This is a genomic window from Streptomyces sp. NPDC058773 (genome assembly GCF_042746015.1).
In the GTDB taxonomy this organism is placed as follows: Bacteria; Actinomycetota; Actinomycetes; order Streptomycetales; family Streptomycetaceae; genus Streptomyces.
This window is the reverse complement of the sequence record NZ_JBHYPE010000053.1, coordinates 18,325-39,540: the sequence shown is the minus strand read 5'-3', so window position 1 is coordinate 39,540 and position 21,216 is coordinate 18,325. Positions and strand designations below refer to the sequence as shown.

Annotated in this window: 22 protein-coding genes; 9 read left to right on the top strand and 13 right to left on the bottom strand. The window is 73.7% G+C overall.

Annotated elements, in window-relative coordinates:
* Nucleotides 1-53: 53 nt before the first annotated feature.
* Nucleotides 54-359 carry an SHOCT domain-containing protein gene (locus ACFW5B_RS30820; RefSeq protein WP_386446796.1) on the top strand — a complete coding sequence of 102 codons (306 nt, stop codon included), beginning with the start codon at nucleotides 54-56 and terminating at the stop codon, nucleotides 357-359.
* 48 nt (nucleotides 360-407) lie between these two features.
* Here the strand turns inward: ACFW5B_RS30820 and ACFW5B_RS30815 are convergent, their stop codons facing one another.
* Nucleotides 408-914, bottom strand: a complete 507-nt coding sequence (locus ACFW5B_RS30815) for an ATP-binding protein (protein ID WP_386446793.1) — start codon at nucleotides 912-914, stop codon at nucleotides 408-410.
* A gap of 175 nt (nucleotides 915-1,089) precedes the next feature.
* The gene (locus tag ACFW5B_RS30810; RefSeq protein WP_386446791.1) at nucleotides 1,090-1,377 is read right to left on the bottom strand and encodes a hypothetical protein; all 288 of its coding nucleotides are present in this window, start codon (nucleotides 1,375-1,377) and stop codon (nucleotides 1,090-1,092) included.
* A gap of 241 nt (nucleotides 1,378-1,618) precedes the next feature.
* Here ACFW5B_RS30810 and ACFW5B_RS30805 point away from each other — a divergent pair, with 241 nt between their 5' ends.
* Nucleotides 1,619-2,776 (top strand): PLP-dependent cysteine synthase family protein, encoded by a 1,158-nt coding sequence (locus ACFW5B_RS30805; protein ID WP_386446788.1) that lies wholly within the window; start codon nucleotides 1,619-1,621, stop codon nucleotides 2,774-2,776.
* Nucleotides 2,777-2,915: 139 nt separating this feature from the next.
* Here the strand turns inward: ACFW5B_RS30805 and ACFW5B_RS30800 are convergent, their stop codons facing one another.
* Both ACFW5B_RS30800 and ACFW5B_RS30795 read right to left on the bottom strand, forming a co-directional pair.
* Nucleotides 2,916-3,389: an SRPBCC family protein gene (locus ACFW5B_RS30800; RefSeq protein ID WP_386446785.1), complete on the bottom strand. Its 474-nt coding sequence runs from the start codon at nucleotides 3,387-3,389 to the stop codon at nucleotides 2,916-2,918.
* A gap of 63 nt (nucleotides 3,390-3,452) precedes the next feature.
* The gene (locus ACFW5B_RS30795) at nucleotides 3,453-4,298 is read right to left on the bottom strand and encodes a DeoR/GlpR family DNA-binding transcription regulator (protein ID WP_386446783.1); all 846 of its coding nucleotides are present in this window, start codon (nucleotides 4,296-4,298) and stop codon (nucleotides 3,453-3,455) included.
* A gap of 515 nt (nucleotides 4,299-4,813) precedes the next feature.
* Here ACFW5B_RS30795 and ACFW5B_RS30790 point away from each other — a divergent pair.
* Nucleotides 4,814-7,246: a hypothetical protein gene (locus tag ACFW5B_RS30790; protein ID WP_386446780.1), complete on the top strand. Its 2,433-nt coding sequence runs from the start codon at nucleotides 4,814-4,816 to the stop codon at nucleotides 7,244-7,246.
* Here the strand turns inward: ACFW5B_RS30790 and ACFW5B_RS30785 are convergent.
* From ACFW5B_RS30785 to ACFW5B_RS30760, 6 genes are all read right to left on the bottom strand, one after another.
* Nucleotides 7,216-9,657 (bottom strand): right-handed parallel beta-helix repeat-containing protein, encoded by a 2,442-nt coding sequence (locus ACFW5B_RS30785; protein WP_386446777.1) that lies wholly within the window; start codon nucleotides 9,655-9,657, stop codon nucleotides 7,216-7,218. The two genes, ACFW5B_RS30790 and ACFW5B_RS30785, sit on opposite strands and share 31 nt — an antisense overlap.
* 168 nt (nucleotides 9,658-9,825) lie before the next feature.
* Nucleotides 9,826-10,419 carry a hypothetical protein gene (locus ACFW5B_RS30780; protein ID WP_386446774.1) on the bottom strand — a complete coding sequence of 198 codons (594 nt, stop codon included), beginning with the start codon at nucleotides 10,417-10,419 and terminating at the stop codon, nucleotides 9,826-9,828.
* A gap of 173 nt (nucleotides 10,420-10,592) precedes the next feature.
* Nucleotides 10,593-11,024 (bottom strand): ATP-binding protein, encoded by a 432-nt coding sequence (locus ACFW5B_RS30775; RefSeq protein ID WP_386446772.1) that lies wholly within the window; start codon nucleotides 11,022-11,024, stop codon nucleotides 10,593-10,595.
* Nucleotides 11,018-11,908 carry an MEDS domain-containing protein gene (locus tag ACFW5B_RS30770; RefSeq protein WP_386446770.1) on the bottom strand — a complete coding sequence of 297 codons (891 nt, stop codon included), beginning with the start codon at nucleotides 11,906-11,908 and terminating at the stop codon, nucleotides 11,018-11,020. Before ACFW5B_RS30770 ends, ACFW5B_RS30775 begins: the two co-directional genes overlap by 7 nt.
* A 119-nt stretch (nucleotides 11,909-12,027) precedes the next feature.
* The gene (locus ACFW5B_RS30765) at nucleotides 12,028-12,849 is read right to left on the bottom strand and encodes an MOSC domain-containing protein (RefSeq protein WP_386446767.1); all 822 of its coding nucleotides are present in this window, start codon (nucleotides 12,847-12,849) and stop codon (nucleotides 12,028-12,030) included.
* A 48-nt stretch (nucleotides 12,850-12,897) separates the two neighbouring features.
* Nucleotides 12,898-13,353 carry a DUF6643 family protein gene (locus ACFW5B_RS30760; RefSeq protein ID WP_386446764.1) on the bottom strand — a complete coding sequence of 152 codons (456 nt, stop codon included), beginning with the start codon at nucleotides 13,351-13,353 and terminating at the stop codon, nucleotides 12,898-12,900.
* 243 nt (nucleotides 13,354-13,596) lie between these two features.
* Here ACFW5B_RS30760 and ACFW5B_RS30755 point away from each other — a divergent pair, with 243 nt between their 5' ends.
* Nucleotides 13,597-15,027: a TerD family protein gene (locus tag ACFW5B_RS30755; protein ID WP_386446761.1), complete on the top strand. Its 1,431-nt coding sequence runs from the start codon at nucleotides 13,597-13,599 to the stop codon at nucleotides 15,025-15,027.
* Nucleotides 15,028-15,045: 18 nt separating this feature from the next.
* On the opposite strand, the gene ACFW5B_RS30750 is transcribed toward ACFW5B_RS30755, so the two are convergent.
* A complete protein-coding gene (locus ACFW5B_RS30750; protein WP_386446822.1) occupies nucleotides 15,046-16,194 on the bottom strand; it encodes a glycosyltransferase in 1,149 nt (382 codons plus the stop codon).
* A 180-nt stretch (nucleotides 16,195-16,374) separates the two neighbouring features.
* On the opposite strand from ACFW5B_RS30750, the gene ACFW5B_RS30745 reads away from it, so the two are divergent.
* From ACFW5B_RS30745 to ACFW5B_RS30735, 3 genes are all read left to right on the top strand, one after another.
* Nucleotides 16,375-17,223: a glutamate racemase gene (locus ACFW5B_RS30745; RefSeq protein ID WP_386446758.1), complete on the top strand. Its 849-nt coding sequence runs from the start codon at nucleotides 16,375-16,377 to the stop codon at nucleotides 17,221-17,223.
* A 94-nt stretch (nucleotides 17,224-17,317) separates the two neighbouring features.
* Entirely contained in the window at nucleotides 17,318-17,935 is a 618-nt protein-coding gene (locus ACFW5B_RS30740; protein WP_386446755.1) for a hypothetical protein, read from the top strand.
* Between the two features lie 76 nt (nucleotides 17,936-18,011).
* The gene (locus tag ACFW5B_RS30735; RefSeq protein WP_386446752.1) at nucleotides 18,012-18,515 is read left to right on the top strand and encodes an NUDIX domain-containing protein; all 504 of its coding nucleotides are present in this window, start codon (nucleotides 18,012-18,014) and stop codon (nucleotides 18,513-18,515) included.
* A gap of 27 nt (nucleotides 18,516-18,542) precedes the next feature.
* On the opposite strand, the gene ACFW5B_RS30730 is transcribed toward ACFW5B_RS30735, so the two are convergent.
* Nucleotides 18,543-19,097, bottom strand: a complete 555-nt coding sequence (locus ACFW5B_RS30730; protein ID WP_386446749.1) for a hypothetical protein — start codon at nucleotides 19,095-19,097, stop codon at nucleotides 18,543-18,545.
* A 286-nt stretch (nucleotides 19,098-19,383) separates the two neighbouring features.
* Here ACFW5B_RS30730 and ACFW5B_RS30725 point away from each other — a divergent pair, with 286 nt between their 5' ends.
* Nucleotides 19,384-19,578, top strand: coding sequence for a CsbD family protein (locus tag ACFW5B_RS30725; RefSeq protein ID WP_386446746.1), 195 nt, complete (start codon nucleotides 19,384-19,386; stop codon nucleotides 19,576-19,578).
* 700 nt (nucleotides 19,579-20,278) lie between these two features.
* On the opposite strand, the gene ACFW5B_RS30720 is transcribed toward ACFW5B_RS30725, so the two are convergent.
* Nucleotides 20,279-20,602, bottom strand: a complete 324-nt coding sequence (locus tag ACFW5B_RS30720; RefSeq protein ID WP_386446743.1) for a hypothetical protein — start codon at nucleotides 20,600-20,602, stop codon at nucleotides 20,279-20,281.
* Here ACFW5B_RS30720 and ACFW5B_RS30715 point away from each other — a divergent pair.
* Nucleotides 20,601-21,149, top strand: a complete 549-nt coding sequence (locus tag ACFW5B_RS30715) for a GNAT family N-acetyltransferase (protein ID WP_386446740.1) — start codon at nucleotides 20,601-20,603, stop codon at nucleotides 21,147-21,149. The genes ACFW5B_RS30720 and ACFW5B_RS30715 overlap by 2 nt on opposite strands.
* Nucleotides 21,150-21,216: the final 67 nt, after the last annotated feature.

The following is a 21,216-nucleotide window of genomic DNA, read 5'->3' as shown; positions in this document are numbered from 1 at the left end:
GGCCCGGCCCGCAAGGCACCGGGACACCTCTGCCCCATGAGGAGCTGATCGCGATGTTCGAGCTCGCCGACCCCTGGTCCGGCGGTGGCCCCGGCCCCTGGATCCTGTTCGTCCCCGTCCTCTGGGCGGTGGTCATCCTCGGCGTGGTGACGCTGCTGCGCCGTACGGTCCGGCGCCACGGCGGGCCCGGCCGGCTGTTCCGCGGCCCGCAGTACCCCGCCCGCGCCGACACGCCCTCACCCCTCACCGTGCTCGGCCGGCGCTTCGCCGCGGGCGAGATCGACGAGGAGGAGTACTGGCGCCGGCTCTCCGTCCTGGAGGAGCACTTCGCCAAAGACCCCAAGGAGGGTGCCGCATGACCGCCGCCGGCCCGGACCGCCACGCCGTCCGGGCCGGCCGCGGGACCGTCAGCCGACCCCGGCGCTCCGGACCCGGATGTGGGAGCCCGCCGCCGTATGGATGTCCTCCAGCGGCAGGGGCTCCCCGTACCCGCGGACCGTACGGGCCTCCTCGGGCGCCGGGGTCAGGGCCGGAAGGGTGAACCACACGACCTTGCCGCCGCCGTCCGGGCGCACCCCCCAGCTCTCGCTGAGCGCCGCGATCAGCGCCAGGCCCCGGCCGCAGGTCTCCCAGCCGTCGGCGACCCGCAGCCGGGGCAACCGGGGGTCCTCGTCATGCACCGAGACGGTCAACTGATCCAGCAGAACGCACAGTTCCACGGTGCACTGCTTGCTGGGGCGGGCGTGCCGGTGCACATTCGCGAGGAGTTCGGTCACCCCGAGCGCCGCCGGGTCTATCAGGGCGTCGAGACGCCAGTACCGCAGCTGCGCGGAGACAATTCTGCGCACATGCCCGATGCGAGCCGGAACGGCTTGGAGCTCCACCGTGCAGTGCCTGCTGGGCTGCCTGATCACGACCGCGACTCCCTGGTGAGGCCGGGCGCCCCTCGTGCCGGGCAGGGGCGAAGATCGGATCCAGCGATGCCGACTGCACCACAGCGTCACCGCTGGTGAACCCTCAGTGATACGAAACCAGGGTCGGCCAGCCGGCGTGCTCCCGCAACCGCACCCCCGCGGCCGGAGCGGGCCGTCAGGGGTGCTGCGGGCGGGCCGCCTCCAGGGCCTTGAAGAAGAGTTCCGGGGCGCCGAGGGTGAGCGAATAGCGGTGCCCGTTGAGCGTGGCGAGCGCCCGGTCCCGCGCTGCGAACAGCGGTTTGTGTGCCTGCACCGCCTGCAGCGGGGCGCTGTCGATCTCCCTGCCGTAACTGGTCAGCAGCACCAGTCTGCCGTCGCTGATCACAACCTGGCCGGCGCGGGTCAGGGACCGCAGCCACCGTTCGATCCGTACGCCGGTCGCGTTGAACTCAGGCTCCGCCATGCCGGCACCTCCTCGGTAGACGGGCAGCTGCCCTCCACCGCCCCTTGGGGGAAGTTTGCCGGTATCGGGCCCTCGCGCACCAGTGGCCCGGCGCGTGGTGCGCACAACACCCCTGCCCCACGGTCGCCTTGGGGTATCCCAAAGTGATGTTTATGCAGGTGAGAAGGGTGCGGAGGATGGCTATAGTCGGAATCGGCCCGCTGTTTTCCGCGGGCGTTCCGAACCCCGGAGGAGCGCGCCGGTGAGCACCGCACAGCAGCCGCAGAGCCGGTCCGGCCAGGAGGTCGCGGCCGAGGGCCCGATACCGACCGTCGATGTCGACCGCTCGGATCCGGACTACCGAAGCTGGCTCAAAGAAGCCGTCCGCAAGGTCCAGGCGGACGCCAACCGCACCGCCGACACCCACCTGCTGCGCTTCCCGCTGCCCGAGGCGTGGGGCATCGACCTCTACCTCAAGGACGAGTCGACGCACCCCACCGGCAGCCTCAAGCACCGGCTGGCCCGCTCGCTGTTCCTCTATGGGCTGTGCAACGGCTGGATCCGTCCCGGCAAGCCCGTCATCGAGTCCTCCAGCGGCTCCACGGCCGTCTCCGAGGCGTACTTCGCCTCCCTCATCGGGGTGCCGTTCATCGCGGTGATGCCGGCCACCACCAGCCCGGAGAAGACCCGGCTGATCGAGTTCCACGGCGGCACCTGCCATCTGGTGCAGGACCCGCGGACCGTCTACGAGGTCTCCGCCCGGCTCGCCGCCGAGTCCGGCGGGCACTACATGGACCAGTTCACCTACGCGGAACGCGCCACCGACTGGCGCGGCAACAACAACATCGCCGAGTCGATCTATCAGCAGCTGCGGCTCGAGCGCTATCCCGAGCCCGCCTGGATCGTGGCGACCGCGGGCACCGGCGGCACCTCCGCGACCATCGCCCGCTATGTCCACTACATGCAGTACGACACCCGCATCTGCGTCCCCGACCCGGAGAACTCCTGCTTCTTCGACGGCTGGCGCACCGGCGACACCGAGACCGACTGCGCCACCGCCTCGCGGATCGAGGGCATCGGGCGGCCGCGGATGGAGCCGAGCTTCGTGCCCGGCGCGATCGACCGGATGATGAAGGTCCCGGACGCGGCCAGCATCGCGGCCGTACGCGCCCTGGAGACCGCGATAGGGCGCAAGGCGGGCGGCTCGACCGGAACCGGGCTGTGGAGCGCCCTGAAGATCGTCGCCGAGATGGTCGCCGAGGGCCGTACGGGTTCCGTCGTCACCCTGCTGTGCGACCCCGGCGACCGCTACCTCGACAAGTACTACTCGGACGCCTGGCTGGCCTCCCAGGGGCTGGACATCACGCCCTACGCGCGCACCCTCGACGCGTTTCTCACCACCGGCTCCTGGCCGGCCTGAACCCTCCGGGCGCGCGCGGGGGGCGCGCTCGGAGTCAAGCGGTGAGATGGCCCAGGGCCGGACTTCGGGGTCGGGCTCAGGGCCGGGCTCAGGGCCGGGCGCCCGGGCCGGGCCCAGGGCCCGGGCGCAGGGGAGGGGCTCAGGGGCGGGTGAGCCTGCGGTCCAAGGCCCGTACGGACTGCCGGAAGGCGCGGTCCAGGCCGGGTCTCGCCGGCGTCAGCAGAAGGCGGAACGGTGCCGGACCGTCCGCCGCGAACGTCCACCGCAGCCGGGTGCCGCCGCCCGCCGGCGTCAGCCGCCAGTCCTCCAACAGGGCCCGCAGACCAGGGGCGTTGGTGGTGTCGACGCGGTAGGCGTAGTGGGCGACGGGCTCGGCCGCCATGACCGTCTCGGTGAAGTGGGTGCCGCCGGTGAGCCGCACCTCCCTGCCCGCGCCGCCCCGCGTCGCCGCCGAGCGCGCCACGCCCGTGAACCAGCGTGACCAGCCGGCCACATCGTCCGCCAGCGCCGCATACACCGCCTCCGGCGGGGCGGTGGCCTCCGCGGTGAAAACCAGCCGCACCGGGGCGGACTCGGCGAAGTCGAGCTCGACGGGGCGGAGTCGGCGTGCCATGGGACGAGCACCCCCTACGGGACGGTCGGCGGGCCTGCGCCGGCCACCATAGCTGACGTCTCGTCAGATGTCTGTGTCGTCCGGCTGCTCGCCCGCCACCACCAGCTCCGGCGGCAGCTCCGCGAACTCCGCGCGCGCCCCCGCCGGCAGCCCGGCATCCGTCACCAGCACATCCACCTGGTCCAGCGTCGCGAACGAACTCAGGCCGACCGTGCCCCACTTGGTGTGGTCGGCGACCACCACCACCCGACGGGCGGACCGTACGAAATGCCGGTTGGTCTCCGCCTCCGCCAGATTGGGCGTCGACAGCCCCGCCTCGACCGATATGCCGTGCACCCCGAGGAAGAGCACGTCGAAGTGCAGCGACCGGATCGCGGCGTCCGCCACCGGGCCCACCAGGGTGTCCGACGGCGTACGCACCCCGCCCGTCAGCACCACCGTCGCGGCGCCGGCGCGCGGTCCCGCGCCGCCGCTGGCCGCCGCCCGCTGCGCGGTGTAGAACACATCGGCCACCCGCACCGAATTCGTCACCACGGTCAGATCCGGCACCTCCAGCAGCTGCTGGGCCAGCGCGAACGCGGTCGTGCCGCCCGCCAGCGCGATCGCGCTGCCCGGCGCCGCCATCTCGGCCGCCGCCTTGGCGATGTCCTCCTTGGCGCTCAGCTCCAGCGCCGACTTCGCCTCGAAACCGGGCTCGTGCGCACTCGGTTCGCTGACCGGCACCGCGCCGCCGTGCACCTTCTCCACCATGCCCTGCCGGGCCAGCGCGTCCAGATCGCGACGGACCGTCATGTCCGACACCTTCAGCCGCCGGGTCAGCTCATTGACCCGCACCCCGCCCCGCCGTCTCACTTCGTCGAGAATCAGGGCCCGCCGCTGCTCCGCGAGGAGATTCTGGTTGTCGCTCACCCCGGCCCGTCCCTTCCGCCCGGCTCGCTGTGGTCGGGTCGTACGCACCGGCGCGCCGCCGGCGATCACTGATGCCTTCATCCTCGCACGAGGGGCTGACAGTGACGGCGTTGTCGGGTGAGGCGGTTCGGTGCGGGTGGGGTGGGGTGCTCTCGCCGCCCTGCCGGCTGCTCCCCCGCCCCTCCCCCTCCTCCCCCTTCGGGGGAGGGGGCGGGGGTGGGTTCGGGGGTGGGGGGGACGCGCGGACGCGCACGCGACACCCCCGCCCCCACGACGCACCCCCGCCCCCCCCACGACGTATCCCCGCCCCGCGAGATATCAGCCGCCCTCACCCACGCATCCCCCCCCGCCCCTCCCCCCCCGGCACCCGTCGCCCCCCGGCGCCCGCCGCCCCCCACCCCGGCCAAATCCCCCACCAGAACCCCACCCCCCAAGGTGCTGGATGCGTCAGCGAGGGGAAGAGACAATCTGGGGCGTCGCGCCGCACGGCGCCGCACGGACTACGGGGGAATTCAGTGGAGACCGCGGACCCGACACCGCACGCCCGCTCAACGGACCGTGACAGCACGGCAGATGGGCCAGCGGACGCCGCGCCACCGGACGCCGCACCCCAGCTCTCCCTGGAGCTGCTGGTGCACGGTGTCGGCGGCACCACCGCACCGGAGATGCTCGGTGACCCACGCGTCCAGCTGATCACCGGCGACGACACCGCCGCCTGTTACCGCCGCACCGACGACGCGGACGCCGAGCAACGGCCCGACGACTACCGCGGCGAACCGGTCCGCGAGGCGTACTGCTGGTCCAACCTCACCTCGGGCAACGGCGCCCGCGCCCTGTGGCTGCTGCTGGTGCCCTTCATGGTCGCCAACCTCGCCCACTGGATGCGCCCGGCCGCCCCGTCCGAGCACCCGGCCCAGCGGGTCTACGACCTGCTCGTCCGCATCCTCGCGCTCACCCTGACCGTCCTGCTCGCCGCCGCGTCCTGTGAGGTCGCCCTCGACCTCACCGCCTGGCAGTGCGCCGGTACCACCGCCTGCGCCGCCGACAAGTCCTGGATGGGCTTCCTCAGCCCGGACAACTCCGGCTGGTGGAGCGCCCCGGGCCGCCGCCTCGCCCTCGCGTCCATGGTGCCGCTGCTCGTCATCGGCTTCCTGTGGTGGCTCTCCCGTCGTACGTGGAGCGCCTACGAATCCGCCTCACCGCCGCCGCGGCTGCCCGGCACCTCCCGCGGCACCCCGGTCGCCGAACGCACCGCGCTCAGCCGTGAGGGCTTCTGGTACGGCCGCCGGCTGGTCGCCAGGCTGCGCGCCGCGCACACCACGGCCGGTGTACTGACCATCGCCGCCGTCCTCCTCGCCGCCGCCGCGAAGACCGATGAGCGCGGCGGCGGCGACAGTGTCCTCGCGGTCACCGGCCGGGCCCTGACCGCCCTGGTCATCGTGCTCGCGGCGGTCACCCTGGTGGTGGTCTGGCGCACCGCCCGCAGTGAGGACGCACCGGACCTGGCCTCGGACCGCCTGGTCGTACGGGCGCTGCCGTACGCCGCCCTGGGTGCGCTGGTGCTGACCGCGGTGCACTCCGGCTGGGCGCGCCCCGGTGCGTACAGCCGGGGTCCGCTGCCCGGCGCCGGCGCGTTCGGCGGGATCGCCGTCTTCCAGGGCGGGCTGGTGCTGGCGCTGGCGGTGACGGCCTGGGTCCTGCAGCGCGCCGCCCGCGACGACGCCCGTACCGCGCTGCGCGGTATGGGCGGGCCCGCGGTCGCGCTGCTGGCCTGCGCGGTCGGCGGGGTGCTGTCCGGGGGTGTGGCCCAGCGCTTCGCGGACTGGCTGGACGGCGGTGCCACCCCGGGCCAGGCGCACGCCCCCATCCCCGGGCCGCCGGTCCTGCTGTCCTGGCAGGCCTCGGTCATCCCGGCGCTGCTGGTCGTCGTCGCCGTGGTCGCGGTGCTCGCGGCGATCCGGATGGTGATCGTCCGCAACCGCGTGGCCAAGGACGTCCCCGGGCTCTACGACCCGCGGGAGCGTCCCGACGCGGGCCGGACGAAGCGCATCGCCGCCACCATCGCCGGTGCCGGACTCACCGATTCCGCGCCCGTCCTGATCGCGGCCACCTCCGCCGTCACCCTCGTCCTCGGGGCCGGCGCGGTGATCGGCGCCTGGCACACCGGCCTGGCGCCGGGCCGCGCCACCGAGAACGCGGCACCCGTCGTGCACGCCGCCGCCGAGACCGCGGAGTCCCTGGGGTCCTGGCTGATGGGCGCCGGCGTCATACTGCTGATCACCATGGGCCGGCGGGCCTACCGCGACCACTCCGCCCGCCGCACCATCGGCATCCTCTGGGACGTCGGCACCTTCTGGCCGCGCGCCGCCCACCCCTTCGCACCGCCCTGCTACGCCGAGCGCGCCGTCCCCGACCTCACCTGGCGGATGGCCACCTGGACCGAGCGGTTCGACGGCCGGCTGGTGCTCTCCGGGCACTCCCAGGGCAGTGTGCTGGCCGCCGCCGCGGTCTGGCAGCTGGACCTGGTCACCCGCAGCCGCGTCGCCCTGCTGACGTACGGCAGTCCGCTGGAGCGGCTCTACGGGCGCTGGTTCCCGGCCTTCTTCGGGCCTCCCGCGCTGACCGGGCTGCACCGCGAGATGGATGACTGGCGCAATCTGTGGCGCTTCACCGACCCCATCGGCGGCCCGATCCGGCTCACCTGCGAGGACGGCCGGCGGATCGACCAGGGGCCGCTGCGCGACCCGCTCGCCTTCGGCCGCACCCTCCAGAACCCGCTGCCCGCGCAGATCCTCGGCCACGGCGACTACCAGGCCGACCCGGTCTTCGACACGGTCCGCGCCGAACTCATCGCCCGGCTCGGCCCGGACCTGCCGTGCCAGCGGCCCGCCGACAGCGCCCCCAAGGGCCGTCAGGATCAGGGGAGTTCGGGGAGATCGTCCGCGTAGAGGAGGGTCAGGTCGGCGGTGCTCGGGTCGGTCAGCTGCGCCACCCGGCCCGCGTGCCGCTCGACCATCGCCTCGAACGTCTGCCGTGCGGTACGCCCGTTGCCGAAGGAGGGTCCCTTGGGCAGCGCGGTGAAGTACTTCAGCAGCGCCTCGCCGGCCCCCTCGGTGAGGTGGTACTCATGCTCCTCGCCCTGCTGCTCGACGATCCGCAGCAGCTCCTCGGGCGCGTAGTCGCCGAAGGTGATGGTCCGTGAGAAACGGGACGCCACACCGGGGTTGACCGCCAGGAAGCGTTCCATCTCCGCGGTGTAGCCCGCCACGATCACCACCACCGCCTCCCGGTGGTCCTCCATCAGCTTCACGAGGGTGTCGATGGCCTCCTTGCCGAAGTCCCGGCCGGAGTCCTCGGGGGAGAGGGCGTACGCCTCGTCGATGAACAGCACCCCGCCGCGCGCCCGGTCGAACGCCTCCTGGGTACGGATCGCGGTGGACCCGATGTGCTCGCCCACCAGGTCCACCCGGGACACCTCGACCAGATGCCCGCGCTCCAACACCCCGAGGGACGCCAGGATTTCGCCGTAGAGCCGGGCCACGGTCGTCTTGCCGGTGCCGGGGGAGCCGGTGAAGACCAGATGGCGGCGGACCGAGGCGGCCTTCAGCCCCGCCTCCTGCCGCCGGCGCCCCACCTCGATCATGTTGATCAGACTGCGCACCTCACGCTTGACGCTCTCCAGCCCCACGAGGGTGTCCAGTTCGCCCAGCACCTCGTCGGAGGGCCGGCCGCTGACCGCGGGCTCCGCGGCCGCCGGGTCCGGGGCGGCCTGCGGCGTGCCCTGCGCCGGGACGCCGCCCAGCAGCCCGGCCGTCCGGGTCATCTGCTGCACCGCGGGCGCCGGCGCCGGGCCGCCCGCCGCTTCCGGCACGGTCCGGCTCTCGTCGCTGGTGCAGTCCTCGACCGTCGGCCCGTCGCCCTGCCCGGCCCCGCCCTCGGCGAACTCGTAGCCGCCGCGCGCACACCGCTCCGTACGGCAGCGCGTCAGCGTCGTACGGCAGCCGTCGATCACATGGAAGCCGAAGCCCGCACTCCCGGTGACCCGGCAGCGCTGGAAGGTGCCACGGCCTTCCGCGGAGACATAGAACCCGGCCTCGGTCGGCGAACTGACCGTGCAGCCCTCGATGGTGGGGTCCGCGCCCTTGGTGACGATCACCCCGGTCTGCGCCCCGTCGATGGTGCAGTTGGCGAGTGTGCCGCCGCTGCCGTGGTCGCGGAACCAGGCGCCCGTCGCGGCCTCCCGGATTCGGCAGTCGTCCAGCTGCACGGTGGCCCCGTCGCTCACCGACACCGCGGTGTTGCGGACCTGCGCGATATCGCAGTCGACGACATCGGCGCGGGAGCCCCGGTCGAGGACGAACAGCGCGTCCGGGACGTCGTGCACCCGGGTCGTGTCCAGTACGGCGGTGGCGCCGTCGCTCACCCACACCGCAGGGTAGTCGCCCGTACTGTCATGGATCTCGCACTGGTTGGCGTCCACCCGGGTGCCCGGGTCCCAGACGGACAGCCCGTTGCGCCCGAAGTGCCGCACCGTGCTGCGGGTCAGCGTCAGCACCGAACGGGACCGCAGGTCGACGGCGTTCTCCGGGATGTCGTGGATGTCGCAGTCGGCGAGGGTGAGGACCGCGTCGGTGTCCAGGGTGACACCGTCGGCGGAGGTGCGGTGGACCGTGCAGTCGGTGAAGTGACCGGTGGCCCGCGACGCGACCTGGATGCCCGCGCCCTTGATCTCGTACAGCTCGCAGCCCACCGCCTCGACCGCGCTGCCCTCGCCGTGCAGCGACAGCCCGGCGCCCGAGGTGTGGTGGACCCGGCAGTTCTCCAGCCGGGGGTGGGCCCCGCCGCGCACCGCCACGCCGGCCTGCCCGGCGGCCATCACCTCGCACTCCTCGAAGACGCCGCCGGCGCCGTCCAGGACGCTGATGCCCACCCCGCCCGCGTTGTCGACCGTGCAGCGGCGCACCGTGGGGCGGGCGCCGCCGCGGACCTCGATACCGGACGCGGACCGGGTCACCACCCGCAGACCGGCCAGCTCCGGGGCGCCGTCCTCCACCAGCAGCGCGGGCGCCGCCGAATCCGTCGCCTCCAGATGCAGATCGTGGACGGTGGCCGAGGCACGTACGGTCAGCGCGACACCGTCGGTGGGGGCGATCCGCACCGAACCGCGCGACCCGTCCGCGCCGCGCAGCGTCACCGCGCGCACCAGCACCAGATTCTCGCGGTAGGTACCGGCCGGGACGGTCAGCACATCGCCGTCCCCGGCGGCCTCCAGGGCGGCGGCGAGCGAGCTGTACTCCCCTGTGCGGCGTCGCCAACGCGACGTTCCGGAGTGCGTCACCTGGACCGAGCCCTGTGCCATGGCGGTGTCGTGTCCCCACTTCGTGCGGCGGTTGTCGGCCCGGCACCCATCCGTCCGCGGATGTCCGTATTCCGGTCTGCGAGGCCCCAGCCGAGAGGCTGGCGCCACCACCGTAGCGCGCCCGGCGGGCGGGAGTTGACACGGTCAGCCGCCTTGCGGGAAGGCCGCTCAACTGCCCGCGTCGGCCCGGCCCCAGTCCTGCCCCGCGCGCTTCCACTCCTGGTCCCAGCGGCGGAAGCGACGCACCATCAGCCGCCAGACGATCATCCGCCGGGCGCCCTCGATCATCATGCCGACCCCGGCCGTGGTGCCCAGCCCGGCCAGCACCGCATGGGTGCCCGCCGTGCCGGTGTCCATCGGCCGCGGCACCACCCGGCCCCGGTCGTCCGTCCAGATCCGGAACCGCTCACCGGTCTCCACCGGACGGGGCGCGGCGAGCTGCCCCAAATGCGCGCTGCCGTCCCAGGCCGTCCAGCGGGCGAGGACCCGGCGGTGCGCATCGCGCTGCGAGGAGGTCTCCGGATCGGGGTCGAGCGGGGCCCGCGAGAGCAGCCGGTCGACCGTGACCCACACCAGATGCCGCTGCTGGTGCTGGCTGCGCACGGTCTCCAGCAGTTCGCCCTGCGCGGCCCGCCCGGTGAGCCAGCCCGCGGAGGTCGCCCCGAAGACGATCAGGAGGGCGGCGACCAGCGCCACCCAGGCCTCGATCCGATCGGTCCGGCGCCGCAGCGGATTGTGCCGCCAGCGCCATACGCCTCTCATCGCTCGCATCGTTGCCCCCTCTCCGTGTCCGTGAATACCGCATCAGGGGTGGTCCACGCGAGAGTTCTGCGAAGAGAGAGCAACATCACCGCGTACAAAGGGCAACTTACGGACGTACGGAACGGGTCCCCGGCCCGCTCGCCGAAGGCCCGCCGGACCCGGCTCCTGCCTGGTCAGCGCACCCGGACCGCCAGCGTCACCTCGGCGCCCGGCGCGCCCGTCCCCGGGTCCCCGCCGGTGACCGCGAACCGGTCCGCAACCAGGCGCGCCAGCCACAGCCCGCGCCCCTTGGTCGCGCCGTCCAGGCCGGGCAGCAGCTCGGGGATCACCTCCTCGCTGAATCCGGGGCCCGCGTCGCTGATCCGGCACTCCAGCTCATCGCCCACCCGCTGGAGCAGCAGCCGCCCCGAGCCGCCCGCATGCTCCACGGCGTTGCCCGCGATCTCGTCCACCGCCAGCACGAATTCGCCGCGCCGCGGCTCGCACAGGCCCTCCCGGGCGGCGCACTCCTCGACCAGCAGTCGCAGTTGCGGCAGCAGCCGGGCGGTGAAGCGCCGTTGCAGCAGCCGACGGCCGGACCCCTCCGCCGGACCGGAGTTCACCACGCGCGCACCACCTCCGTCAGTATCAGCCGGGGCACCGTCCCGGCGCCCAGCCGTCGTAGCGTCCGGCACTGCCCGCGGTCGCAGCGCACCTCGATCAGCTCGTGCGCCGCGGCACGGCCGGCCAGCGTGAGCAGGGTGACGGCGCAGCCGACCGACAGGAAGTGCAGCCGGGTCAGATCGACGGTGAGCCGCCGGGCCGGTGCGGTCTGCGTCAGCGCGATCTCCAGCGCTCTGCCGACCTCCGGCCGGTGCGCGGCGTCCGCCTCGCCGATGAGGCACAGCGACCCGTCCCGGCCGCGGGTCGACCGCAGACTGCCCAGCCGCTCCAGGAGCGTGCAGGGATGGGCCCGTTCCATCGCGGTGAGCATGGAGCGGTCGAAGCGGCGGCGGTCGTAGGCACAGATCTCGGTGTACGGGCGGCCGGTGAAGAGCGCCTGGGCGCCGGTCTCACGGGCGGCCACCGCCGCCACGTCCGTGCCGAGCGCCCGCACCCAGCCCATGTCGATGAAGGCCCGCAGCCCCGTATGGCCCTCGGTGACGGCCCGGTCCGTCTCGGCGTGCAGCCGGCCCATCTGGCGGGCGGCGGTGAATGCGTGGTCCGGCGCGATCACTTCGCGCATGCTGGTCACCACCAACTGGCCGCGCTCGCGGGCCTGGACGGTGCTGCGACTGGGGAAGTCGATCCTGGCCAGCACCTCGTCCGCCGGCACCCCGGGGCAGGGCAGCAGCAGGACCTTCTCGCCGCGGGCCAGCCCGAGCCGTACGAACGCCGTGACGACCTCCCAGCGCACCTCGTCGTCGCCGTAGCTCACAAAGGCGTGGTCCCCGGGCCGCAGCCGCTGGACAGGGAGGAGACGGTCGTTTCCGGTGTCCCTCGCAGCCATCGGCACGCAGCTCTCCGTCTTCCGCCGGCCCCGCCGGGCGCACCTCGGACAGGTGGTCACCGGGCCGCGGCGGCCCGCCGGCCGTCGGGAAGCCGCACGGCACGGGGCGCGCCGGCCCGTCAGGCGAGTATCTCGAACGGGTCGCCGATCCGGATCGTGCCGGCCCCACGAGGGATCAGATTCTGGCCGAAGACCAGCCGGTCACCGAAGCGGCGATGGCGGGCGAGGGTGCGCAGCGGCTCCTTGCCGCGCTCGGCGGTGCGCTGGTCGGTGGTCGTGACCACGCAGCGTGCGCTGGGCTTGACCACGTCGAAGTCCACCTTGCCGATGCGCACCCGGCGCCAGTCGTCCTCCGCCCAGGGGGCGGTGCCGTCCACGACCACATTGGGCCGGAAACGGTCCATCGGCAGCGGCCCCTCGTCGGCGTGGTCGCCCTGCGCGATGAGCGAGTTGAGGGCGTTCAGCGACGCGGTGGTGGTCAGCAGCAGCGGAAAGCCGTCGGCGAAGCTGACCGTGTCACCGGGCGCGGAGTACGCCGGGTCGACGGGCCGGCGGGTGTCCGGGGTGTCGAGATGCACCAGCCGGCACTCGACGCCCAGATACCCGCGGAACCACGCGGCCGCCTCCGGGCCGGCGGGCACCGCCTCGACCTCGTCCGCCCAGACCCCGACCGGAACCGTCTCCCCGGACCCGGGCACCGCGACCGTCAGCGGCTCCCTCCCGGGCGCGGTCAGCCCGAGGGAACCGCCCGGCAGCCACTCGGCGCGCGCCAACGCCAGCGCCGGCTGCTGCCGTTGGGTCAGCTGCCTGCCCTCGGCGTCCACGAGCAGCCAGCGTCGGTCCCCGGCGAGCCCCCACGGCTCCACGACCGCTTCGCCGGGACCGGTCCCCGCAAGGGACTTGACCGGGTAGAGATGGATCGACCGGAGCGCAGGCTTCATACCTGCCATCCTGCCAGCCGCCCCGACCGGTTGACCGATCGCCCCGGTTCAGTAGCCCCGCGGGTACTGGCGGCTGTACGGGTCGTCGTAGGGCGCGGCGGGGCGCGGCGCGACCGGAGCGGCCGGGCGCATCGCCTCGTACCCCGTGCCCATGGGCGGGCGCTGGGGCTGCTGCTGTTGCGGGGACGGATAGCCGCCGCGGGTGCCCGCCTGCTGCGGGATGTACGGCGCCGGGGTCTGCTGGAGCGGGGCGACCGGCTGCGCGGCCGCTCCCGGGTAGCCCTGCGCCGGCGACGGCTGGGAGGGCGCGGGCGGGAGTGCCGGCAGCGCCGAGGGCAGCGCCGGCAGATACGACGAGCCCGTGTCGTACGGGGAGGGGTTCACCCGGATCGGAGCGATCTGCGGCGTACCGCGCTCGGCGACGAGGCTGTCGTAGATCGGCGTGTCGGGGAAGGAGGGCGAAGCGTAGTAGCCGCCGCCGTAGGTAGAGCGGGGGGAGGTCATGCCTCATAAGTTAAGCCCACGATGTGCCGATTGGGGAGTCTGGAATGAGGGTTGTTTCAGGTGTTCGGAGTGGCCATGGCGCACCAATGTGAGCGAACGTGCGGAAATCGGTCGCGATCGCCCGTAGGAATCCTGTAAAGACCTCGCTTCTCGCAGGTGAACAAGGGGCGTTCGGGATCGCGGGGGCGAAGTAGGTTGGGGGTGCCACCGACGGCACCCGGCGGACGAGAGGAAGGCGCGGCGATGTCGATGCTCAAGGGCGGCAATGTTCCGGTCCCGGCCCCGGCGGTCCGGGTCGAGCTGGGCTGGCGGCCGGCCCCGGGGACACCGGACGTGGACGCCTCGGCCCTGCTGCTGGTGTCCGGAAAGGTCCGCGACGACGGGGACTTCGTCTTCTACAACCAGCCCGCGCACGCCTCCGGCGCCGTACGCCACGAAGGCAAGCACCCGGCCGGCACCGCGCTGACCGACCACCTCGCCGTCGATCTGGCCGCCGTCGAACCCGCCGTCGACACCGTGGTGCTGGCCGCCTCCGCCGACGGCGGCAGCTTCGGCGGCGTCCCGGGGCTGCACATCCGGGTGCTGGACGCCGCGAGCGGCGCCGAACTCGCCCGCTTCGACAGCCAGGACGCCGGCCCCGAGACCGCCTTCGTCCTCGGCGAGCTCTACCGGCGCCAGGGCGGCTGGAAGTTCCGTGCGGTGGGGCAGGGGTACGACACCGGGCTCGCGGGGCTGGCCACCGACTTCGGCATCAGCGTCGAGGAACCGGCGGCACCGCAGCCCACGGCACCCGCCGCGCACGCCCCGGCCGTGCCGGCCCCCGCCGTGCCCGCTCCGGCGCCCGCCGCGCCCCCGGCCATGGCGCCCGCGCCCCCGATGGCGCCGCCGCCCCCGGCTCCCGCGCCGCCCATGGCGCCGCCCCCGGTGCCGCCCGCGCCCCCGCTGCCGACGGGGCCGGCGGCATCCGTCCCGCCCCCGGCACCCGCCCCCGCGCCCCCGCCCGTGCGGCTGACGAAGGTCACCCTCACGAAGGCCGCCCCGGCCGTCTCCCTGACGAAGCAGGGCGGCACCTCCGGCGCGATGCGGGTGAACCTCAACTGGAGCGGCGGCTCCGCGGGCAAGCGGCTGGGCAAGAAGCTGGGCCGCAAGGCGATGGAGGCCATGGGGGCCCGCGGCGCGCTGCTGCCGTCGTCCGGGGAGGTCGACCTCGACCTGTGCGCGCTCTACCAACTCACCGACGGCGCCGCCGGAGTGGTCCATCCGCTGGGCAACAACTTCGGCGCCCTGCACGCCCCGCCGTACATCCAGCTCGACGGCGACGACCGCACCGGCGCCGTCGCGACCGGCGAGAACATGACCATCAGCCTCGACCACCAGGACCGCATCAAGCGCATCCTGATCTTCGTCACCGTCTACGCCGGCGCCCGCAGCTTCGAGGGGCTGAGCGCGACCGTCACCCTCCAGCCCCAGTACGGTGCCCCCGTCGACTTCACCCTGGACGCCTGCACGGTGCCCTCCAACGTCTGCGCGCTGGCCCTGATCACCAACACCGGCAGCGAACTCGTCGTCCAGCGCGAGGCCCGCTATCTCGTCCCCGCGCCCGGCGTCAGCCCGCAGCGCACCGTCGACCAGGCCTACGGCTGGGGCCTGGACTGGTCACCCGCCCGGAAGTGACGGCACCACCGGGGGCGCTCAGGGCGCCGGATACGTCCGGCCCTTCCACGCCGCCCCGCGCCCCCGGCAGTGCTGCACCGCCGAGTCCACCGTCATCAGCAGATAGAGCAGCGCGGTGCACGGCAGCAGCGGCGCCGTCCACAGCGGCTGCCCGTAGTAGCGCAGCATCGGCAGATACGTCCCGCACATCACCGCCCAGGCCGCGCCGCCGGTCGCCGCGAGCACCGGACCGCCGCCGGCCAGCCCTGCCGCCAGCGCAGCGGGCGGCACCAGATACACCACCGTGAGACCGAGCACCGTACCGAGCAGCAGGAGTGGCTGGTGCCGCAGTTGGGCGTACGCGCTGCGCGAGACCATCCGCCACAGGTCGGCCGCCCGCGGATACGGCCGCACACTGTCCACCCGGTCCGCCAGCCCCAGCCAGATCCGCCCGCCGCCGCGCTTGACCGCCCGCGCCAGCGTGACATCGTCGATCACCGCATGCCGGACCGCGTCCGGGATGCCCGCCCGCTCCGCGGCCTCCCGCCGCAGCAGCACACAGCCGCCGGCCGCGGCCGCGGTCCGCGCCCCGGGCCGGTTGACCCGGCGGAAGGGGTAGAGCTGGCCGAAGAAGTAGACGAACGCCGGCACGATCAGCCGCTCCCAGTGCGTCACCGCCCGCAGCCGCGCCATCTGCGAGACCAGGTCCAGGTCCGCCGACCGCGCCGCCGCCACCAACTCCCGCAGACTGTCCGGTTCATGTGCGATGTCCGCGTCGGTCAGCAGCAGATACTCCGGTGCGACGCGCTCCCGCGCCAGCGCCATGCCGTGCCGTACGGCCCACAGTTTCCCGGTCCACGCCGGCTCCGGCTCACCGGGCGAGGACACCGTCAGCGGCAGCCCGCCCCGGGCGGCGGCCAGCCGCCGGGCCAGCGCGCCGGTCCCGTCCGTACTGCCGTCGTCGACCAGGAACACCTCCGCCCGGCCCGGGTATTTCTGCCCGAGCAGCGACGGCAGGCTGTCCGGCAGCACCGCGGCCTCGTCCCGCGCCGGGACCACCACGCCGACCGACGGCCAACGCTCCGGATCCCGCCGGGCCGGCAGCCGTACGTCGGTCCGCCAGAAGAAGCCCTGGCACAGCAGCAGCCACACCCAGGCCAGCAGGGACCCGGCACCGATCCACTCCATCGCTCCCACGGCCGCAGTCTGCCCCACCGCACCCGGCGCACAGCGGCCATCGCGACGGTGTCGGAAGGGGAGGGGAAGGAGGGGTGAACGGGGGGAGGGGCCGGGAGTGCCGCCTCCGGAGGCACTCGCCCGTTGCGCCCGGTATGACAACCCGGACGGGCGGCTGAGTAAAGTGTCCGGGTGAAGATCGCGCTGATGGACTCCGGGACCGGGCTGCTCGCGGCGGCCGCCGCCATGCGGCGACTGCGGCCGGACGCCGATCTGGTCCTCTCCTCCGACCCCGACGGGATGCCCTGGGGCCCCCGTACCCCCGACGATGTCACCGCCCGTGCGCTGGCCGTGGCCCGCTCGGCCGCCGCGCACCGCCCCGACGCCCTGATCGTCGCCTGCAACACCGCGTCCGTGCACGCGCTGCCCGCCCTCCGCGCCGAACTGGAACCGCAGATCCCGGTCATCGGTACCGTCCCGGCGATCAAGCCCGCCGCGGCCGGCGGCGGCCCCGTCGCCATCTGGGCGACCCCTGCCACCACCGGCAGCCCCTACCAGCGGGATCTGATCGAGCGGTTCGGGCGCGGGGCGGAGGTCACCGGCGTGCCCTGCCCGGGGCTGGCCGACGCGGTCCAGTTCGCCGACGAGGCCGCGATCGACGCCGCCATCGCGGTCGCCGCCGAGCGCACCCCGCGGGACGTACGGACCGTGGTCCTCGGCTGCACCCACTACGAGCTGGTCGCCGAACGCATCCGGGCCGCCCTGGAGCAGCCCGGCGCCCCCGCGCTGGTCCTGCACGGCTCCGCCGAGGCGGTCGCCGCCCAGGCGCTGCGCCGCATCGGCGCCGAGCCCGCCCCGGCCGCCGCCGCGACCGGTGCCCTGAGCGTGATCCTCAGCGGCCGCCCCGCCGGACTGCCGGCCGCGGCGCTCGCCTACGCCGAGGGCCGGCTGCTCGCCCGGAGCCGTACGGACCTCCCGCCGGGCGACGAGATGCCGGCCGTCCCCGCGGTCGACGGGGCGGCCGCGGCGGCTCGTCGCTGACGTCTTCCACGGCGTCGCCGGTAGCGCAACCCGGGCCGGAATGGGGCCTTCCGGCGTACTGCCATGGTGTGCAAAGACGCGTACGCTGCGTTCCATGAGGGACCACCCCCACGAGGGGGCAGCAGCCCCCGGTAACCACGGCAGCACCGACAGGGACGGCATCGGGGCACGCTCCGGCAGCGGCTCCCACGCCGAGATCCCCGAGGTCTGGCACGGCAGCGCCACCAATCGCATCCAGTGGCTGCTGGCCGCGATCGGTGCGGCCTGTCTGGCGCTGGGCATCCTGCTCGCCGTCGAGAGCAACTGGACCTCGGGGCGCGCACCGCTGGTGATGTCGGTGGTCGGCTGTGTCGCGGCCGGTCTGCTGGTGCTCTTCGGCACGCTCGCCTTCGTCCATGTCGCGGTGCGCGTCGACAAGGAGTGCCTGGAGGTGCGGTGCGGCCATATAGGGGTACCGCGCCGCCGCATTCCGCTCGACAGCGTCGTCGGCGCCGATTTCGCCGCCCAGGTCACTCCCCGCCACTGGGGCGGCTGGGGCTACCGCTGGCGCCCCGAGCAGGGCACGGCCGTGGTCGTCCGCCGGGGCGAGGGTGTGATTCTCCAGCTGGGCGACGGGATGACCTTCACCGTCACCGTCGATGACGCCGAGGGCGCCGTCCGGGCGATCCGGGGCCGGCTCCGGCCGCGGGAAGGATCCCCGGCCGGCACCTGAGCGCCGCGCCGGCGGGTGCGCCCGGCCGCGCCCGCCGGGCCGGGGCGGACCGGGGATGTCCCGTAGGGTCGGGACCATGGCAACCCCCGACTTCATCCGTGACCTCCGGCACTCCATCGGCCGACAGCTCCTCTGGCTGCCCGGGGTGAGCGCGGTCGTCTTCGACGACCAGGGCCGTGTGCTGCTGGGCAAGAGGGTCGACACCGGTGGCTGGTCGGTGATCGGGGGCATCCCCGAGCCCGGTGAGCAGCCCGCCGAGACCGCGGTGCGGGAGGTCTACGAGGAGACCGCCGTACGGGTCGTCCCCGAGGGCGTCGTCCTCGTCGAGACCATGCCGCCGACCCACTACCCCAACGGCGATGTCTGCCAGTTCATGGATGTGACGCTGCGCTGCCGGGCGGTCGGTGGTGAGGCGCGGGTCAATGACGACGAGTCGCTGGACGTGGGCTGGTTCGCCGTGGACGCCCTGCCGGAGCTCAAGGAGTATGCGCTGACCCGGATCAAGCGGGCGCTGGAGGCCGGGCCGACCTGGTTCCAGGGCATGGACGAGGAGCTGCCGGGCCGGTCTCCCGAGGCCTGATCCCCTCGGCAGTTGCCGGGCGGCGGACTACAGCTCCTCCGTCGACGGCTCCTCCAGCGGGTCCGACGAGCCGTCCGGAAGCGGCGGCAGCTCCGACTCGTCCGGGGCGCCGGGCTCGTCGGAGGGCCCAGGGACGGTGTTCCCGCCGGGCGGCTCCTCCGTGTGCATCTCCCGCTTGTCCTTGCCGCAGGTCGTGATCCAGGTGCCGGTGGGGCCGCTCTCGTACCGGCAGAGCCAGCCCCGTACGGAGAGCGTGGCCCGGTCGTCCCGGGCCTCCCGCGGCGCCCGCACGAAGAACTCCGACATCACCGAGCGGGCCTCCCCGCAGCCCACCGTGCCCCCGGCGCCGGGGTCGGCGAAGAGCGTGACGTCCCCTTCCGTGCCCAGCGCGTCGGGGAGTTCCCCGCAGTTCACCGGCTGGCCGGGGACGGTCGGGGAGCCGGAGCCCGGACCGCCGTCGGGCCTGCGGTCCGGTGTGGGGGAGGAGGTCGTGGCCGTCGTGCCCGGGCCGCCGTCCGCGCTCCCGCAGCCCGCGGCGGCCAGTGCGAACAGCACCGTCGGCACGGTCATGAGCCTCCGCATGTCGGCCTCCCTGGTGGCGGCGGTGCACAGACGGCACGCCGCGTCGTACGAGGCTAGGAGCCCGCGGGGCGCCGGGCGATCCGGGACGGCCGATCGGGTGACGCCGCACGGGGACATCAGCTCTCCTCAGCAGTGGCGGGCGATACCGGCACGTAACCGGGGGCGGGGGTCCGCTCCGTACCCGCCGGCGGCCCCTACCGATGGCCGCCTCCGGGTGCGCACCGTCGCGACCTGCGGCAACGTGGTGCCGAAGCGTCAACCTTCCCACCGGACACAGGAGTGCGACATGGGTGACAAAGGTGCCATGGACAAGATGAAGGGCAAGGCCAAGCAGAAGGCCGGCAAGCTGACGGGCGACGAGCGGATGAAGGGCGAGGGCCGCACCGACGAGGCCAAGGGCCGCGCCAAGGGCGCGATGAGCGACGCCAAGGAGAACCTCCGGGGAATGAAGGACTCCCTGAAGGGCAAGAACCGCCCCTGACGCCCGGCGGGGGCGTGGCGGACCCGCTGTCCCCGTCTCCCGGAGCGTCCCCGGGCCCGCCACGCCTCTGCCGTACGTCAAGGCTCTGCGGGCGACTGCGGGGGGCCGACGGCGTCCTGCCGTACATCAGGCCGCTCCGCCATCAGGCCGCTCCGGCATCAAGCCGCTCCGGCCTTCTCCGGCCCTCCGGACGGCGTGGCCGATGACGCCCCGCCGTCCGGAGCGGCCGCGTGTCCCCGGTCCGCCGCCGCGTCCCCGTCCACCGCGGCGAGATCCCGGCTGGGGGTCTCCCGACGGTGGTCCCGATGAGACTCGCGGCGACGATGCGCCTGAGGTTGGCGAGCGGCGGGGGAGCGGTCTTAGGGGAGGACATCGGCACCACTTCCTGACGAGGGTTCCTGACGAGGTTTCCTGACGGGGGACGGGGACGTCGCGCGTCGCCACACCGTAGGAACGTGCAGGTCAGAGGTGTATGTGGTGGGACGCCATACTTCCCGGCGCTGACGTACGCGTGCCAACCATGGGGGACCATTCCCACGACCGGGACTCTTCCCGCCAACCCAGTAAGCCCGCGGTCACGAAGCCTTGAGGGCTTCGTTTGCGGCTGGTGGCAGGGTTCTTGCCGCCCGCTGATCAAGCGGCTTCTGCCGCCCGCCGCCGTCGGGATGGTCTCCGGGCCCGCCCGGAGACCGGGGCCCGCTCAGAAGTCGTAGCAGACGTAAGCGCCGCTGGGCTCGCGGGCGATCCGGTTCGAGTCCCAGCAGTGGAGCATCGGTCCAACGCGGTACAGCGCGGCGCCACCGGCCAGCAGGACAAGAACGGCGAGTACGGCGGTCACGGTCCGCATGGTTGTCGTCCGCCGTACGAGCCACCAAGCCCCGGCGACGGCAACCGCCCCCAGTCCCAGCATGACGGCTGCCATCGGGGCGGTGTTGTTCTGGATGCCGGCGAAGCTGTCCGGGTGCGAGGCCTGTCGGTCGTCCGAGCCTCCTGTCCGGCGGGTGCGCGATAGCTTGCCCGCCATGACTGACTCAGGATCCGTCGCCTGGCCGCCTGCCCCGATCAAGACCGAGCGGCTCGTGCTCCGCGAGCCGGAGGCCCGGGACCGTGCGGCGTTCATCGAGCTGTTCACTTCGCCGGAAGTGGGCGCCTATGTAGGCGGCCCGCGACCGCGTGATGAATTGGAGCGCACGTTGCCTGAGACGCCTGAGAGGCGCCCCGGCCTCTTCGTCGTCGAGCTGGCCGGAGCGATGATCGGCACCATCGAGCTCAACCGGCGTGACGCGGAGCATCAAAGTCGTGTCCGCCCCGATGCCGGGGCGGCCGAGCTCGGCTACTTGTTCCTGCCGGAGGCATGGGGACGCGGGTACGCCGCCGAGGCGAGCGCGGCGGCGCTCGGCTGGTTCGCCCACGCGCTGCCCGGCGAGCCGGTGGTGCTCTGCACCCAGACCGCCAACGACCGCTCGATGCGCCTCGCGGCGAAGCTGGGGTTCACCGAGGTGCAACGGTTCGAGGAGTGGGGCGCCGAACAGTGGATGGGCGTGTGGTCCCCGGTCCCGCCGCCCGCTTGAGTTCGTGCCCGGCAGCAGCACGAAGGATCCACGAGGCCGCCGATCGGTTCGGTCGTCGGCCTGGGCG

What these genes read in the sequence shown, in the direction of transcription:
- ACFW5B_RS30820 (WP_386446796.1), top strand. Translation starts at nt 54, where the DNA reads ATGTTCGAGCTCGCCGACCCCTGGTCCGGCGGTGGCCCCGGCCCCTGG.
- ACFW5B_RS30810 (WP_386446791.1), bottom strand. Translation starts at nt 1,377, where the DNA reads ATGGCGGAGCCTGAGTTCAACGCGACCGGCGTACGGATCGAACGGTGG.
- ACFW5B_RS30800 (WP_386446785.1), bottom strand. Translation starts at nt 3,389, where the DNA reads ATGGCACGCCGACTCCGCCCCGTCGAGCTCGACTTCGCCGAGTCCGCC.
- ACFW5B_RS30785 (WP_386446777.1), bottom strand. Translation starts at nt 9,657, where the DNA reads ATGGCACAGGGCTCGGTCCAGGTGACGCACTCCGGAACGTCGCGTTGG.
- ACFW5B_RS30780 (WP_386446774.1), bottom strand. Translation starts at nt 10,419, where the DNA reads ATGAGAGGCGTATGGCGCTGGCGGCACAATCCGCTGCGGCGCCGGACC.
- ACFW5B_RS30770 (WP_386446770.1), bottom strand. Translation starts at nt 11,908, where the DNA reads ATGGCTGCGAGGGACACCGGAAACGACCGTCTCCTCCCTGTCCAGCGG.
- ACFW5B_RS30765 (WP_386446767.1), bottom strand. Translation starts at nt 12,849, where the DNA reads ATGAAGCCTGCGCTCCGGTCGATCCATCTCTACCCGGTCAAGTCCCTT.
- ACFW5B_RS30760 (WP_386446764.1), bottom strand. Translation starts at nt 13,353, where the DNA reads ATGACCTCCCCCCGCTCTACCTACGGCGGCGGCTACTACGCTTCGCCC.
- ACFW5B_RS30755 (WP_386446761.1), top strand. Translation starts at nt 13,597, where the DNA reads ATGTCGATGCTCAAGGGCGGCAATGTTCCGGTCCCGGCCCCGGCGGTC.
- ACFW5B_RS30750 (WP_386446822.1), bottom strand. Translation starts at nt 16,194, where the DNA reads ATGGAGTGGATCGGTGCCGGGTCCCTGCTGGCCTGGGTGTGGCTGCTG.
- ACFW5B_RS30740 (WP_386446755.1), top strand. Translation starts at nt 17,318, where the DNA reads ATGAGGGACCACCCCCACGAGGGGGCAGCAGCCCCCGGTAACCACGGC.
- ACFW5B_RS30735 (WP_386446752.1), top strand. Translation starts at nt 18,012, where the DNA reads ATGGCAACCCCCGACTTCATCCGTGACCTCCGGCACTCCATCGGCCGA.
- ACFW5B_RS30730 (WP_386446749.1), bottom strand. Translation starts at nt 19,097, where the DNA reads ATGCGGAGGCTCATGACCGTGCCGACGGTGCTGTTCGCACTGGCCGCC.
- ACFW5B_RS30725 (WP_386446746.1), top strand. Translation starts at nt 19,384, where the DNA reads ATGGGTGACAAAGGTGCCATGGACAAGATGAAGGGCAAGGCCAAGCAG.
- ACFW5B_RS30715 (WP_386446740.1), top strand. Translation starts at nt 20,601, where the DNA reads ATGACTGACTCAGGATCCGTCGCCTGGCCGCCTGCCCCGATCAAGACC.
- ACFW5B_RS30720 (WP_386446743.1), bottom strand. Translation starts at nt 20,602, where the DNA reads ATGGCGGGCAAGCTATCGCGCACCCGCCGGACAGGAGGCTCGGACGAC.